The organism is Streptomyces sp. NPDC033177 (assembly GCF_055577715.1).
Genome location: NZ_JBVIPS010000008.1, coordinates 390,295 through 404,399, shown reverse-complemented (window position 1 = coordinate 404,399; position 14,105 = coordinate 390,295). Strand labels below are relative to the sequence as shown.

At 71.8% G+C, this 14,105-nt stretch carries 13 protein-coding genes; 10 read left to right on the top strand and 3 right to left on the bottom strand.

What is annotated here, in order from left to right:
- Window position 1: 1 nt before the first annotated feature.
- Window positions 2-733 carry a ZIP family metal transporter gene (locus tag ACZ5U5_RS28175; protein WP_469026879.1) on the bottom strand — a complete coding sequence of 244 codons (732 nt, stop codon included), beginning with the start codon at window positions 731-733 and terminating at the stop codon, window positions 2-4.
- Window positions 734-825: 92 nt separating this feature from the next.
- On the opposite strand from ACZ5U5_RS28175, the gene cobM reads away from it, so the two are divergent.
- Genes cobM through cobC form a run of 6 tightly spaced genes read left to right on the top strand, consistent with a single transcriptional unit; the run spans window position 826 to window position 7,029 of the window.
- Window positions 826-1,650 carry a precorrin-4 C(11)-methyltransferase gene (gene cobM / locus ACZ5U5_RS28170; RefSeq protein ID WP_469026877.1) on the top strand — a complete coding sequence of 275 codons (825 nt, stop codon included), beginning with the start codon at window positions 826-828 and terminating at the stop codon, window positions 1,648-1,650.
- A complete protein-coding gene (gene cbiE / locus ACZ5U5_RS28165; RefSeq protein ID WP_469026875.1) occupies window positions 1,647-2,927 on the top strand; it encodes a precorrin-6y C5,15-methyltransferase (decarboxylating) subunit CbiE in 1,281 nt (426 codons plus the stop codon). Before cobM ends, cbiE begins: the two co-directional genes overlap by 4 nt.
- On the top strand, window positions 2,924-4,651 hold the full coding sequence (cobJ, locus tag ACZ5U5_RS28160; RefSeq protein ID WP_469026872.1) for a precorrin-3B C(17)-methyltransferase: 1,728 nt from the start codon (window positions 2,924-2,926) through the stop codon (window positions 4,649-4,651). The genes cbiE and cobJ overlap by 4 nt, the downstream gene beginning before the upstream one ends.
- On the top strand, window positions 4,648-5,034 hold the full coding sequence (locus ACZ5U5_RS28155; protein ID WP_469026870.1) for a hypothetical protein: 387 nt from the start codon (window positions 4,648-4,650) through the stop codon (window positions 5,032-5,034). Before cobJ ends, ACZ5U5_RS28155 begins: the two co-directional genes overlap by 4 nt.
- Window positions 5,031-5,975, top strand: coding sequence for a sirohydrochlorin chelatase (locus tag ACZ5U5_RS28150; protein ID WP_469026867.1), 945 nt, complete (start codon window positions 5,031-5,033; stop codon window positions 5,973-5,975). The genes ACZ5U5_RS28155 and ACZ5U5_RS28150 overlap by 4 nt, the downstream gene beginning before the upstream one ends.
- The gene (gene cobC, locus ACZ5U5_RS28145; protein ID WP_469026864.1) at window positions 5,959-7,029 is read left to right on the top strand and encodes an Rv2231c family pyridoxal phosphate-dependent protein CobC; all 1,071 of its coding nucleotides are present in this window, start codon (window positions 5,959-5,961) and stop codon (window positions 7,027-7,029) included. Before ACZ5U5_RS28150 ends, cobC begins: the two co-directional genes overlap by 17 nt.
- A 244-nt stretch (window positions 7,030-7,273) precedes the next feature.
- Here cobC and ACZ5U5_RS28140 read toward each other — a convergent pair whose 3' ends face one another.
- The gene (locus ACZ5U5_RS28140) at window positions 7,274-8,212 is read right to left on the bottom strand and encodes an SCO1860 family LAETG-anchored protein (RefSeq protein ID WP_469026862.1); all 939 of its coding nucleotides are present in this window, start codon (window positions 8,210-8,212) and stop codon (window positions 7,274-7,276) included.
- 319 nt (window positions 8,213-8,531) lie between these two features.
- Here ACZ5U5_RS28140 and ACZ5U5_RS28135 point away from each other — a divergent pair, with 319 nt between their 5' ends.
- On the top strand, window positions 8,532-9,368 hold the full coding sequence (locus tag ACZ5U5_RS28135; protein ID WP_469026860.1) for a 2-phosphosulfolactate phosphatase: 837 nt from the start codon (window positions 8,532-8,534) through the stop codon (window positions 9,366-9,368).
- A 19-nt stretch (window positions 9,369-9,387) separates the two neighbouring features.
- Here the strand turns inward: ACZ5U5_RS28135 and ACZ5U5_RS28130 are convergent, their stop codons facing one another.
- Window positions 9,388-10,479: an amidohydrolase family protein gene (locus ACZ5U5_RS28130; RefSeq protein WP_469026857.1), complete on the bottom strand. Its 1,092-nt coding sequence runs from the start codon at window positions 10,477-10,479 to the stop codon at window positions 9,388-9,390.
- Window positions 10,480-10,555: 76 nt separating this feature from the next.
- Here ACZ5U5_RS28130 and ACZ5U5_RS28125 point away from each other — a divergent pair, with 76 nt between their 5' ends.
- The 3 genes from ACZ5U5_RS28125 to ectB all read left to right on the top strand — a co-directional run bounded on the left by ACZ5U5_RS28125 (window position 10,556) and on the right by ectB (window position 14,070).
- Window positions 10,556-11,683 (top strand): pyridoxal-phosphate-dependent aminotransferase family protein, encoded by a 1,128-nt coding sequence (locus tag ACZ5U5_RS28125; RefSeq protein ID WP_469026855.1) that lies wholly within the window; start codon window positions 10,556-10,558, stop codon window positions 11,681-11,683.
- A gap of 446 nt (window positions 11,684-12,129) precedes the next feature.
- Complete coding sequence (gene ectA / locus ACZ5U5_RS28120; protein ID WP_363207981.1) at window positions 12,130-12,723, top strand: diaminobutyrate acetyltransferase; 594 nt, start codon at window positions 12,130-12,132, stop codon at window positions 12,721-12,723.
- Between the two features lie 75 nt (window positions 12,724-12,798).
- Window positions 12,799-14,070 (top strand): diaminobutyrate--2-oxoglutarate transaminase, encoded by a 1,272-nt coding sequence (ectB, locus tag ACZ5U5_RS28115; RefSeq protein ID WP_367040581.1) that lies wholly within the window; start codon window positions 12,799-12,801, stop codon window positions 14,068-14,070.
- The last annotated feature ends 35 nt before the right edge of the window (window positions 14,071-14,105 follow it).

The window sequence follows — 14,105 nt, the reverse complement described above, 5'->3', positions numbered from 1 at the left end:
CTCACTCCGCGATGCCCACCACCAGCCAGATGAACGCCGCCCCTGCCACCGTGCACAGCAGCGTCGGGCGGGCCGGGTGCTCGTGATGGGCCTCCGGCAGGATCTCCGCGGCGGCCAGGTAGAGCAGCGCTCCGCCGAAGAAGCCCAGATATCCGCCGAGCAGTTGCTCCGGGATGGTGAACAGGAGCGTCGAGGCGGCCCCCGCCACGGGGGCCACCGCGTCCGCGAAGAGCATCGCCAGGGCCTTGCGGCGGGCGTTCCCGTACAGGCTGGTGAGCGTGTACGTGTTGAAGCCGTCCGCGAAGTCATGGGCGATGACCGCGACGGCCACCGCGAGGCCCATGCCGCCGCCCACCTGGAAGGCCGCGCCGATCGCGATGCCGTCCATCGCGCTGTGGCCGACCATCGCGGCGGCCGCCGTCAGACCCACCTGAGGGACCCGGCCGTTGGTGTGCTCCTCCGCCCCGTGCGCGGCGTGCCGGCCCGCCAGGAGCCGCTCCACCAGGTGCGCGGCGAGGAAGCCCCCGACGAACAGGAGCAGCGCCGCCGGTACACCGAAGACCGGGGCGCCCGCGGCCTCCAGAGCCTCCGGCAGCAGATCCAGGCCGACCACGCCGAGCATCAGCCCGCCTGCCAGCCCCAGGACGAGGTGGCGCCGGTCAGTGACCCGCTGGGCCGTCCAGCCGCCCACCAGGGTCATCACAAAAGCGCCGAGCGCCACGAACACCGCCATGCGCCCTTGCTAGCCGATCGACCCCCCGCCCCGCACATCCGGCGCGGGGCGACACCCATTGTTTTTCTGTTTCGTACGAGAGGAACCCACCCATGGCCGACGCCGAAGCCACCACCGGCAAGGTGACCTTTGTCGGGGCAGGGCCCGGCGCCGCCGACCTGCTCACCTTCCGCGCCGCCCGTGCGATCGCGGACGCCGATGTCGTCATCTGGGCCGCCAGCCTCGTACAGGCCGAAGTCCTCGAACACGCGCGTGAAGGCGCAGAGATCCTCGACTCGGCGACGATGTCCCTCGAAGAGGTGGTCTCCGTCTACGAGCGGGCGGCCACCGAGGGCCTGAAGGTGGCCCGCATCCACTCCGGTGACCCGGCCCTGTGGGGCGGCACGCAGGAGCAGGTCGACCGGTGCGCCGACATCGGCGTGGAGACCGAGATCGTGCCCGGCGTCTCGTCGTTCTCGGCGGTGGCGGCCATCGCGCAGCGCGAGCTGACCATCCCCGAGGTCGCGCAGTCCGTGATCCTCACCCGGCTCGGCGGCGGCAAGACGCCGATGCCGCCCGGCGAGGAGGTGCGGGAGTTCGCCCGGCACGGCACGACGATGGCGCTGTTCCTCTCGACGGCACGCAGCGGCCAATTGGTGCGGGAACTCCTGGAGGGCGGCTACCCGACGACCACGCCCGTCGTCATCGCGTACCAGGTGACGTGGCCCGAGGAGCTCGTGCTGCACTGCACCATCGAGACCCTCGAGGAGACGGTCAAGGAGCACAAGCTCTGGAAGCACACCCTCTTCCTGGTCGGCCCCGCCCTCGCCGCGCACGGCACCCGCTCGCACCTGTACCACCCGGGCCACTTCCACGGCTTCCGCAAGGCCGACCCGCAGGCGCGGGCCGCGCTACGCGCCGAGAAAGCCACTTCATGATCACCGTCGTCGGTACGGGCACGGGGGCGCCGCTCGACGCGGCGGCCCTGGACGCCGTGCGCGCCGCGGGGCTCGTGGTGGGCGCCCGGCGGCACATCGACGCCGCCCAGGTGCCGCCGGGGACGGCCCGGGTGGTGATGGGGCCGCTCGCCCCCGCGCTCGACGCCATCGAGGAGCAGCTGGTCAAGGCGGAGAAAGCGGCGGGCGGCGGTGTCGTCGTGCTCGCCTCCGGGGACCCTGGGTTCTTCGGGATCGTGCGGGCGCTCGCGGAGCGGTTCGGGTCCGCCGCCCTTGACGTCAGGCCCGGCGTCTCGTCCGTCGCCACCGCCTTCGCGCGGGTCGGGCTCCCGTGGGACGACGCGGTGGTGGTGAGCGCGCACGGACGCGATCCGCGCACCGCGGTGAACGCCTGCCGCGCGCACCCCAAGGTGGCCGTCCTGACCGGCCCCGGCAGTGGCCCCGCCGAGCTCGGCGCCGAGCTGATGCGCCGCGCCGACACCCGCACCCTCGTCGTCGCGTCCTGCCTGGGCGACCCGGAGCGCGAGCGCATCGAGCGGGTCACCCCGGCCGAGGCCGCGGGCCGCGACTGGGGGGCCGCGGTGAGCGTCGTGCTGTGCCTGGACGAGGAGCGGGCCCTGGCACCCGTACGCACCGTCGCGGGCCCCCGCCTCTCCCCCACCCGATGGGCGCTGGAGGAGGACGAGTTCACGCACCGCGACTCGATGATCACCAAGTTCGAGGTGCGGGCGCTCGCCCTGGCCCGGCTCGGGCCGCGCACCGGTGACCTCGTGTGGGACATCGGCGCGGGTTCGGGTTCGGTCGCCGTCGAGTGTGCGCGGTTCGGCGCGGCCGTCGTCGCCGTGGAGAAGACCGCCGACGGGGTCGAGCGGGTGCGGGCCAACGCCGCCGCGCACGGTGTCGACGTACGCGCGGTGCACGGGTCGGCGCCCACCGTCCTCTCGGATCTCTCGGATCCGGACGCCGTGTTCATCGGGGGCGGCGGCCGTGAGCTGCCCGCCATAGTGACCGCGTGCGCGCGGCGGGCGCGGCGGACCGTCGTGGTCGCCATGGCGGCGATCGACCGGGTGCCCGCGGTCCGGGCCGCGCTGAGCGGTGCCGGGTACGACTGCGACGGCGTGCTGCTGCAGTCGTCGCGGCTCGCACCGCTGCCCGGTGAGGTGTCGCGTCTCGCCGCGGCCAACCCGGTCTTCCTGGTGTGGGGCACCCGCCCCTCATCTTCCATGTCTGATTCCTTGCCTGAAGGAGAAGTTCAGTGATCGGCCTGATCTCCGCCACGTCGGCGGGCGGCGCGGCACGCGACCGCGTCGCCGCGGCGTGGCCCGCGCGGACGCGGGTGTACGAGGGTCCCGTGCGGGAGGCCGTGGAGCTGGCCTTCTCGGAATGTGACCAGGTGGTGTGCTTCCTCGCCACCGGCGCGGTGGTGCGCCTTGCCGCGCCGCTCCTGCGGGGCAAGGACGTCGACCCGGGTGTCGTCTGCGTCGACGAGGCGGGGCGTTTCGCCGTCGCCCTGCTCGGCGGGCATGAGGGGGGCGCGAACTCCCTCGCCCACGAGGTGGCGGACGTCCTGGGGGCCACGCCTGTCGTGACGACGGCGACCGATGCCGTGGACGTGCCGGGGCTCGACACGCTCGGCCTGCCGGTCGAAGGGGATGTCGCCGGGGTCTCCCGCGCAGTCCTCGACGGCGAACCGGTCGCCCTGGACGGGGAGTTCACCTACCCGCTGCCGCCACTGCCGTCCAACGTCACGGCTCAGCAGGGGCAGCGGCTGCCGGGTCTGCCGGTCATCCGGGTGACGGACCGGGTGCTCGAACTCGGCCCGGGTGAGGTCGCGTTGCGGCCACCGTCCCTCACCGTGGGGGTGGGAGCCAGCAAGGGCGCGCCCGCCGAGGAAATCCTCGGGCTCATCGAGGACACCCTGCGCGACGCGGGGCTCTCCCCCGCATCCGTCGCCGCCCTCGCGACCGTCGACGCGAAGGCCGAGGAGCCCGGCATCGTCGAGGCGGCGGCGCGACTCGGGGTGCCGCTCGTGACGTACGCGGCCGGCGAACTGGCCACTGTCGACGTCCCGAACCCCTCCGACGCGCCGCTCGCCGCCGTCGGTACGCCCTCGGTGGCGGAAGCCGCCGCACTGCGCGGCGGCGGTGAACTCCTCGTGCCCAAACGGAAGTCGGCGCCCGATGGCCGTGCGCCCATGGCGACCTGCGCGGTCGTGCGCCGCACGACCCGCGGGCGACTGGCCGTGGTCGGGCTCGGCCCCGGCGCACGCGATCTGCTCACGCCGCGCGCCCGCGAGGAGCTGCGCAGGGCCTCGGTCCTGGTCGGCCTCGACCAGTACGTCAACCAGATCCGCGACCTGCTCAGGCCGGGCACCAAGCTCATCGAGTCGGGGCTCGGCGCCGAGGAGGAGAGGGCCCGTACCGCTGTCGCCGAGGCCCAGAAAGGGCAGGCGGTCGCGCTGATCGGCTCCGGTGACGCGGGCGTGTACGCGATGGCCTCGCCCGCGCTCGCCGAGGCGAGCGACGACATCGACGTCATCGGCGTACCCGGCGTGACGGCCGCGCTCGCCGCGGCGGCGATCCTGGGCGCGCCGCTCGGCCACGACCACGTGTCCATCAGCCTGTCCGACCTGCACACCCCGTGGGAGGTCATCGAGCGCCGGGTGCGCGCGGCGGCCGAGGCGGACATCATCGTCACCTTCTACAACCCGCGCAGCCGGGGCCGCGACTGGCAGCTCCCGAAGGCCCTGTCGATCCTCGCGGAGCACCGCGAGCCCACGACGCCCGTGGGTGTCGTACGCAACGCGTCCCGCCCGGACGAATCGGCGCGTCTGAGCACGATCGGTGAACTCGACCCGGCAGTCGTCGACATGATGACGGTCGTGACCGTCGGCAACACCGCGACCCGCGAGATCGCGGGCCGCATGGTGACCCCGCGCGGCTACCGCTGGCAGCAGGCCGACGAGTCGGAGGTGGCCAAGTGACCCGTGTCGTCCACCCCGTCGAGCAGGAGTCGTTCCGGCGGCTGCGGGCCAGTCCGGACACCTCGCACTCCGCGGCGCCGCACGCGGGCGCGCCGGTGGTCGCCGACGTGGAGATGCTCGCGGCGGGCATCACGAAGCAGCGGACGGTCGGCCGCCTCAAGGGCGCCAAGTCCCGTGCGGGGTTGACCCGTTCGCCCCGCACGATCTGCCTCGCGTACGAGGAAGTGGGCCCCGGAGCGCTCTGGGCGATCGGTCTGCCGGCCGGTTTCGCGGGAGCGGCCGAGTCCAAGGCGGCACTGAACGCGCTGCTGCACCACCCCGCTCCAGGTCGGCCGTCGCCTCGTACGAATGAAACAACCGAAGCAATCAAGGAGTCCCAGTGACCACCCCGCCCGCACTGCTCATCGCCGGACACGGCACCCGTGACGACGCCGGGGCGGCCGCCTTCCGGGACTTCGTGCAGGAGCTCGCCCGCCGCAACCCCGAACTCCCGGTCGCCGGCGGCTTCATCGAACTGTCCCCGCCGCCGCTGGGCGACGCGGTCACCGACCTCGTGGACCGGGGCGTCAAACGTTTCGCGGCGGTCCCGCTGATGCTGGTGTCCGCCGGGCACGCCAAGGGTGACATCCCCGCGGCGCTCACCCGCGAGAAGGAACGCCACCCCGGCATCTCGTACACCTACGGCCGCCCGCTCGGCCCGCACCCCTCGCTCCTCAAGGTCCTCGACCGCCGCCTGGACGAGGCGCTCGGCGGCTCGGCCCGCACGCCCGAGGACCGCGCGGACGTCACGGTGCTGCTCGTGGGCCGCGGTTCGACCGATCCGGACGCCAACGCGGAGGTGCACAAGGCGGCGCGGCTGCTGTGGGAGGGGCGCGGTTACGCGGGCGTGGAGACGGCGTTCGTGTCGCTCGCGGCGCCGGACGTGCCCTCCGGCCTCGACCGCTGCGTACGCCTGGGCGCCAAGCGGATCGTGGTCCTGCCCTACTTCCTGTTCACCGGCATCCTGCCGGACCGGGTCCGCCAGCAGACGGACGGCTGGGCGGCGGCGCACCCCGACACCGAGGTCCTCTCGGCGAACGTGATCGGCCCCGAGGAGGAGCTGCTCGACCTCGTCATGGAGCGCTACCGGGAGGCCGTCAAGGGCGACCTGCGGATGAACTGCGACTCCTGCGTCTACCGCATCGCGCTGCCCGGCTTCGAGGACAAGGTGGGGGCCCCGCAGCAGCCGCACTTCCACCCGGACGACGACGGGGACCACGCACACGGGCACGGCCACGGCCACGGGCACGGCCACCACCACGGTTCGCATGCGCACTCCCACTGAGGGCACGTACGAGGGCGGGCCGGACCTGCGGCATCACGGGGATGCCGAGGTCAGGGGCACCGCCGGCCTCACCGACCTCGCGGTGAACGTCCGCGCGGACACGCCTCCCGCGTGGCTGAAGCGGCACATCGCCGCCTCGCTGGACGGCCTCGCCGCCTATCCTGACGGCCGGGCGGCGCGGGAGGCAGTGGCCGAGCGGCACGGGATGACGCCGGACCGGGTGCTGCTCACGTCGGGCGCGGCGGAGGCGTTCGTGCTTCTCGCACGGGCCTTGAGGGTACGTCAGCCGGTCGTGGTGCACCCGCAGTTCACCGAACCGGAGGCCGCGCTGCGGGATGCGGGGCATGAGGTGGAGCGGGTGCTGCTGAGGGAGGAGGACGGCTTCCGCCTGGCGGGGGCGAAGATTCCCGAGGATGCCGACCTGGTGGTCATCGGCAACCCGACGAACCCGACGTCGGTCCTCCACCCTGCTTCTTCGATTGCTGAACTCGCCCGTCCCGGGCGGGTTTTGGTGGTGGACGAGGCGTTCATGGACGCGGTGCCGGGGGAACGGGAGGCGCTGGCCGGCCGTACGGATGTACCGGGCCTCGTCGTCCTGCGAAGCCTCACCAAGACGTGGGGGCTTGCGGGGCTGCGGATCGGTTACGTCCTCGCCGATCCGGAGACGATCGCCGCGTTGTCGCGGGCGCAGCCTCTGTGGCCGGTGTCTTCGCCTGCCCTCGCGGCGGCGGAGGCGTGTGTGGCTCCTGCGGCGCTTGCCGAGGCGTCGGCGGCGGCGGTGCGGGTGGCCGATGACCGGGCCCATCTCCTGGGCGGCCTGCGGGAGTTCGCCCCCCTCGGGGTGCGGGCCGTCGAGCCTGCGGAGGGGCCCTTCGTTCTGCTGCGGGCCCCTGATGCCGCGGCTCTCCGCGAGCGGTTGCGGGAGCGGGGGTTCGCCTTGCGGCGGGGGGATACGTTTCCCGGGCTGGGAGCTGAGTGGCTTCGGGTTGCGGTGCGGGATGGGGGGACGTCGGATCGGTTGCTGGGGGCGATGCGGGGGTTGTTGCGGGGTTGATTTTCCCCAACCCCACCCCTTCCCGAGAACTCGCTCGGCGCGAGGGCCTTGGCCTTGCGTGCCGTCATCACCGGCTTCGCCGAGTTCGTCCTCAAACGCCGGACGGGCTGGAAGTATCCGGCCGGGCTGGATAGTTCCAGCCCGGTCGGCGTTTGAGGCCATCTTTTCGGGGGTCCAGGGGGCGGAGCCCCTTGGATTCGGGAAGGGGTGGGATTGGGGAAGGCCCCGCAGGGACCGCCCTACCTCAGCTCTTCCGCCCCCGGCGAGTCACCGCCACCGCCCCGCCCCCCGCGGCGAGAAGCAAGGCCCCGCCCGCCACCAGGTACGGGGTCGATGAGTTCCCCCCGGTCTCCGCGAGGTTCGCCTCGGCCGGCTTCGCGGGCTTCTCCGCGACCGGCTTCTCCTCCGCACCCCCCTGCGGCTTCACGGGAGCCGAAGGCTCAGGCTTGGCGGCGGCAGCCCGCGGCGCCTCGCAGGACGCCCCCGCCAACGTCACCGTCCCCTCCACCTCGGCGACATTCAGCTTCAGCGGGTTCACGGACACCGTCAGCTCCAGCGCGGACGCCGCAGCCGTACGCGACGTCGTATGCGTCTTCGACAGGTCGAGCCGCACCTCCCCGACCCCCGGCACCTTCACCTGGGTCGTTCCCCCCGCCGACAGCGTGACCTTCTTGCCGAGCACCGTCACGCCGCCCAGCACATTCGACTCGGCGACCGGCCGCTTGCCCGCCGCGCAGACCGCCTTGGACGTCACCTGCTCGACCTCGATCAGGGAAAGGAGCCGCAGGCCGGGCACATGCACCTTCGCCCGCGCGATGTTGCTGTACCCCTCCGACTTGCCCTTCTCCGCGGTCGCCTTCGCGGTGGCCACGTCGGCACGCAGCACGCTGAACGGCTGCCCGCCGTTGACCCCGTCCAGCGTGGCGGTGAGCGCGGTCTTCTCGGCGTTGGCCGGCGCCTGGACTTCATTGAGCGAGACCTTGAGCGGGACGTTCAGGGTCTTGTTGAGCAGAGACACGTCGAGCCCGGTGCGCAGCACGACGGCGTTCGCGCGGCCCTTGTCGCCGCCCGTCGCCGCGGCGGGTCCCGCGGTGGCGAGCGCCGCGGGACCCGCGACGAGCACCGTGGCGGTGGCGATCACGCCGAGGCGACGTGCGGGCAGGCGGAAGGCGTTGCTGTTCAAGGTGGTGGAACCCCCACAAGAGTTACGGAGTCGCCGGCGGCCTCGCGCTTCGCTGGATGGGGACATCGCATGAGCACGACACCGGCAACATCGACAGGGGGAATCTTTACGCACTGAGAGTGAATAGCCAGCGACGAAGCGTGAGTTCACTCCAAAGGGAGGTTTCCGCCCCTGCTTTCGAATCTTGCGGCACGGGCGTCCCCCCGAGCCACCCGGGCAACTCCCTGGCTCGAACACGTCGGTTGACGCCGACGCCATGGCCGAATGAGGTCCAACGACCCGAGGCCCTTGTGCGTAACGCTCCGTCAATATGAGTCCCATGGGACGGACGAGGCACGAGCATGGCGATCAGTGGTCCGCGCAGGGCGAGTACGCGGTGCGGTTCGAGTGGGGACCGGAGGGGGCTCGGCGCCTCATGGCGGGCGGGGATGTGGACTGCCTGGTCGTGGTCGACGTGCTGTCGTTCACGACGGCGGTGTCGGTCGCCGTGGACGCGGGGACGAAGGTGTTCCCGTACGCGTGGCGGGACGAGAGTGCCGTCGCCTTCGCGCGCGAGCGGGACGCGGCCCTGGCGGTCGGCCGACGCGGGGTGACCGAAGGGTCCCCGTGGTCCCTCTCCCCCGCCGCCCTGCGCCGTGCCCCCTTCACGCCCCGCCTCGTGCTGCCCTCGCCCAACGGTTCGGCGATCGCCGCGGCGGCGGGTACCTCCGGTCTTGTGGTCGCGGGGTGCCTCAGGAACGCGGCGGCCGTGGGGAGTTGGCTGGCCGGGCAGGGGTACGGGCGGCCCGACCGGCCGGTCGCCGTCGTCGCCGCCGGTGAGCGGTGGGGCGACGGGAGTCTGCGCCCCGCGCTGGAGGACCAGCTGGGGGCGGGGGCGATCGTCTCCGCGATCCAGGGGGCGGAGCTCTCACCGGAGGCCTCGGTGACGGCCGCCGCCTACACGTCGTGCGGCGACGTCGCTTCGGCCGTCGCCGACTGCGCGTCGGGGCGGGAGCTGCGGGCTTACGGCTTCGCGGCGGATGTGGCGGTGGCGGTGGAACTGGGGGGTTCGGAGGGGGTGCCGGTGCTGGTGGACGGGGCCTTCTTCTCCCCCACCCCGCCCCTTCCCGAGGCTGGGGCTCCGCCCCACACCCCGGCCCTCTGGGAGCGGGGATGAGGCAAGAGGAGCGAGCGCCCTACCCCACCACCCTCCCGTTCAGCACCACCCTCCGCGGCGCGGCCAGTACCCCGACGTCCTCCCGCGGGTCGGCGCCGTACACCACCAGGTCCGCCGGGGCTCCCTCCACCAGACCGGGGCGTCCCAGCCAGGACCTCGCTCCCCAGGTCGTCGCCGACAGGGCGTCCACCGCCGGGATTCCGGCGAGCCGCAGCTCGGCCACCTCGCCGGCGACCAGGCCGTGCGCCAGCGAACCGCCCGCGTCGGTGCCCGCGTACACCGGCACGCCCGCGTCGTAGGCGGCCCGCACGGTGTCGTAGCGGCGCTCGTACAGCCGCCGCATGTGCCGCGACCACTTGGGGAACTTCGACTCGCCGCCATCGGCGAGCTGCGGGAACGTCGCGATGTTCACCAGGGTCGGGACGATCGCGACGCCCCGCTCGGCGAAGAGCGGAATGGTCTCCTCGGTCAGGCCGGTGGCGTGCTCGATGCAGTCGATGCCCGCCTCCACCAGGTCCCGCAGGGAGTCCTCGGCGAAACAGTGCGCCGTCACCCGTGCGCCCAGGCGGTGCGCCTCGGCGATCGCCGCCTCCACCTCGGGCCGGGGCCAGCACGCCGTCAGGTCTCCGGCGTCGCGGTCGATCCAGTCGCCGACCAGCTTGACCCAGCCGTCACCGCGCCGGGCCTCCTGGGCGACGTACGCGACGAGGTCGGCGGGCTCGATCTCGTGGGCGTAGTTGCGGATGTAGCGGCGCGTACGCGCGATGTGGCGGCCCGCCCGGATGATTCGGGGCAGGTCGTCGCGGTCGTCGATCCAGCGGGTGTCGGACGGTGAACCCGCGTCACGGATGAGGAGGGTGCCGATCTCGCGGTCGGTCAGCGCCTGCTTCTCGGCCACCTCCGGCTCCACCGGGCCGTGCGCGTCCAGGCCCACGTGGCAGTGCGCGTCGACCAGGCCGGGAAGCGTCCAGCCCTCGATCGTCGTGATATCCGCCGCCCGCGACGGGCGGTCGTACGTCACCCGGCCCCCGACCACCCACAATTCGTCCCGGACCTCCTCAGGGCCGACGAGCACCCGCCCCTTCACGTGCAGCACCGTGTGATCGCTCATGTACAGCAGCTTAGGAGCCTGTCGGTACGCTCGGTCCGGCAGCCCGAACGAACTCGTGAGCGAAGTGAGCAGCGAAGTGAACAGCACCGTGACGACACATGTGACGACGCATCCATTCCTTGACCTGGCCCCCTTGAGTGCCCGGCACTTCGCCTCCATCGAGGAGCGCGTCGCCGGGCTGCTCTCCACCGAGCAGGACGTCGTGATCATGCAGGGCGAGGCGCTGCTGCCCCTGGAGGGCTGTATCCGGGGTGCGGCCCAGCCGGGCACGACCGCGCTGAACGTCATCACCGGCCCTTACGGGCAGACCTTCGGGAACTGGCTGCGGGACTGCGGCGCGACCGTCGTCGATCTCGCCGTGCCCTTCCACACGGCCGTCACCGCCGAGCAGGTGCGCGAGGCCCTCACCGCGCACCCCGAGATCGACTTCGTCTCGCTCGTGCACGCCGAGGCCGCGACCGGCAACACCAACCCCGTCGCCGAGATCGGTGAGGTCGTGCGCGAGCACGGCGCCCTCTTCATGCTCGACGCCGTCGCCTCGGTGGCCGCCGAGCCGCTGCTTCCGGACGCGTGGGGCGTGGACCTGTGCGTGATCGGCGCGCAGAAGGCGATGGGTGGCCCTGCGGGTGTCTCGGCCGTCTCCGTGAGCGAGCGGGCCTGGACGCGCCTGGCCGCCAATCCGCGGGCGCCGCGCCGCTCGTACCTCTCCCTCCTGGACTGGAAGGAGCGCTGGATCGACGGTGGCCGCAAGGCGCTGCTGCACGCCCCGGCCCAGTTGGAGATGCTCGCCCTCGAGGCGTGTGTGGAGCGCATCGAGGCGGAGGGTCTTGACGCGCTGACGGCACGGCACGCGACCGCCGCCGCGGCGACGCGCGCGGGCGCGCTTGCCCTGGGCGGCGGCCTGACCCCGTACGTCCATGAGGCGAAGGACGCGGCTCCGGTCGCCACGACCCTGCGGGCCCCGGAGGGCGTCGACGCCTCGCTGCTCGTCACCAAGGCACTCGCCGCGGACCCGGTGCTTCCGCTGGTCGCCGGTGGTGGCGCCCTCGCCGCGGAGATGATCCGGGTGAACCACTACGGTCCCGACGCGACCCGTGGCGTCGTGCACGCCTCGCTGGCCGCACTGGGCGCCGCGATGGGCGAGGCCGGGCTCACGGTCGACCTCGAAGCGGCCCGGCGCGCGGTGACGGCCGCCTGGCGGTAGGCGGCAGGTGGCCGACGGGGAGCTTCACCCTGGGCCTGAGGCGCATGTGCGAGCAGGAAGTGGTCGTAACGGGGCCGTAAATACTCTACGTAAATTCACGGACGAATTCTCACCGCTTCTTTATCCACTTCTGGGCACAGCCCACTTATGAGCACAGCCCTCTTTATCAGCACAGCTTCCCGTATTCTTCTGCCCGCTTTCCGGAGACCTAAACACTAAGGTTTCAACAACACCAAGTCTCACAATCCGGACATGCTTCGAGGGAGTTACGGTTCTGTGACGTACTCCACATCGTGCCCGCTTTGTTCCGTATGACCCCATCAAATCAGGCCAAACTGCCGAGGTTTCCTGCGGGCGCGCACCCCCGCGTGATAACACATCGAACGCTCTTACGTAACCCCTCCCGCCGATGCAATTCGAGAAATTGCTCGGTAAATTCAATCCGCATGACCGCTGCACAAGCCGATCTACCGACCGACCTGCTAGCGAATTCCCTGGAAATGCCCGAGGGGTTGCGCCTCGACACCCCCGACGTCGCCGACGGTGCCGCCATCTGGCGCATCGCCCGCGACTCGAAGGTGTTGGACCTCAACTCCTCGTACAGCTACCTGCTGTGGTGCCGTGACTTCGCGGCGACCTCCGTGGTGGCCAGGGACGCGAACGGTGAGCCCGCCGGGTTCATCACCGGCTACATCCGGCCCGAGCGGCCGCGCACCCTGGTGGTCTGGCAGGTGGCCGTCGACCAGGCGCACCGCGGCCGCGGCCTTGCCGGTGCACTGCTCGACGGCCTTACCGCCAAGGTCGCCGCCGACCGGGAGCTGGTCTCGGTCGAAACGACCATCACGCCGGACAACGCACCGTCCCAGCGGCTTTTCACCTCGTACGCACAGCGCCACGGAGCGTCCGTCGAGCGCACGGTGCTCTTCGACGCCGGGCTCTTCCCCGACGAGGGGCACGAGCCCGAGGTCCTGTTCCTCATCGAGCCGATAGCCCAGACCGGGAAAGTCGCGCAGATCGAACCGGTCGAGCCGGTCGGCTGAGTTCCGCCGATCCCCCCACGCACCACCAGTCATCCCCCCACCTCCCACGTCTTTCCATCTCCCAGGAGATCTGCTGTGACCATCACCCAGCCCGACCTGAGCGTCTTCGAGACCCTGGAGTCGGAGGTGCGCAGCTACTGCCGCGGTTGGCCCACTGTCTTCGACCGTGCGCAGGGCAGCCGCATGTTCGACGAGGACGGCCACTCGTACCTCGACTTCTTCGCCGGGGCCGGCTCGCTCAACTACGGCCACAACAACCCGGTCCTCAAACGCGCCCTGATCGACTACCTGGAGCGCGACAGCGTCGTCCATGGCCTCGACATGTCGACGACCGCCAAGCGCGCGTTCCTGGAGTCGTTCCAGAACATCATCCTGCGCCCCCGTGACCTGCCGTACAAGGTCATGTTCCCGGGCCCGACGGGCACCAACGCCGTCGAGTCCGCGCTGAAGCTGGCCCGCAAGGTCAAGGGCCGCGAGTCGATCGTGTCGTTCACGAACGCGTTCCACGGCATGTCGCTCGGCTCGCTCGCCGTGACCGGCAACGCCTTCAAGCGCGCCGGCGCCGGCATCCCGCTGGTGCACGGCACGCCGATGCCCTTCGACCGCTACCTCGAGGGCACGACCCCCGACTTCGTCTGGTTCGAGCGTCTGCTCGAGGACCAGGGTTCCGGCCTCAACCAGCCCGCCGCCGTGATCGTCGAGACGGTGCAGGGCGAGGGCGGCATCAACGTCGCCCGCGCCGAGTGGCTCCGCAAGCTCGCCGACGTGTGCGAGCGCTGGGACATGCTGCTCATCGTCGACGACATCCAGATGGGCTGCGGCCGTACCGGCGCGTTCTTCTCCTTCGAGGAGGCGGGCATCACGCCGGACATCGTGACGGTGTCCAAGTCCATCAGCGGCTACGGCATGCCGATGGCCCTGACGCTGTTCAAGCCCGAGCTGGACATCTGGGAGCCGGGCGAGCACAACGGCACCTTCCGCGGCAACAACCCGGCGTTCGTCACGGCCGCCGCCGCCCTGGAGACCTACTGGTCCGACGGCCCGGCCATGGAGAAGCAGACCCGTGCCCGTGGCGAGCAGGTCGAGGAGGCCTTCGCCGCGATCGTCGACGAGAACCCCGGCGCCATCAAGGAGTACCGCGGCCGCGGCCTGGTCTGGGGCATGGAGTTCATCGACAAGGCACGCGCGGGCGCCATCGCCAAGCGCGCCTTCGAGCTCGGTCTGCTGATCGAGACCTCCGGCCCCGAGAGCGAGGTCGTCAAGCTCCTCCCGGCGCTGACGATCACCGCCGACGAGCTGGACGAAGGACTTCGTACGCTCGCCCGCGCTGTGCGCGAGACCGCCTGAGCGGCCACAGGGCCGCGTCCTCACCCCCGTAAGAG

What these genes read in the sequence shown, in the direction of transcription:
- cobC (WP_469026864.1), top strand. Translation starts at nt 5,959, where the DNA reads ATGCGCACTCCCACTGAGGGCACGTACGAGGGCGGGCCGGACCTGCGG.
- cbiE (WP_469026875.1), top strand. Translation starts at nt 1,647, where the DNA reads ATGATCACCGTCGTCGGTACGGGCACGGGGGCGCCGCTCGACGCGGCG.
- ACZ5U5_RS28130 (WP_469026857.1), bottom strand. Translation starts at nt 10,479, where the DNA reads ATGAGCGATCACACGGTGCTGCACGTGAAGGGGCGGGTGCTCGTCGGC.
- cobM (WP_469026877.1), top strand. Translation starts at nt 826, where the DNA reads ATGGCCGACGCCGAAGCCACCACCGGCAAGGTGACCTTTGTCGGGGCA.
- ACZ5U5_RS28175 (WP_469026879.1), bottom strand. Translation starts at nt 733, where the DNA reads ATGGCGGTGTTCGTGGCGCTCGGCGCTTTTGTGATGACCCTGGTGGGC.
- ACZ5U5_RS28135 (WP_469026860.1), top strand. Translation starts at nt 8,532, where the DNA reads ATGGGACGGACGAGGCACGAGCATGGCGATCAGTGGTCCGCGCAGGGC.
- ectA (WP_363207981.1), top strand. Translation starts at nt 12,130, where the DNA reads ATGACCGCTGCACAAGCCGATCTACCGACCGACCTGCTAGCGAATTCC.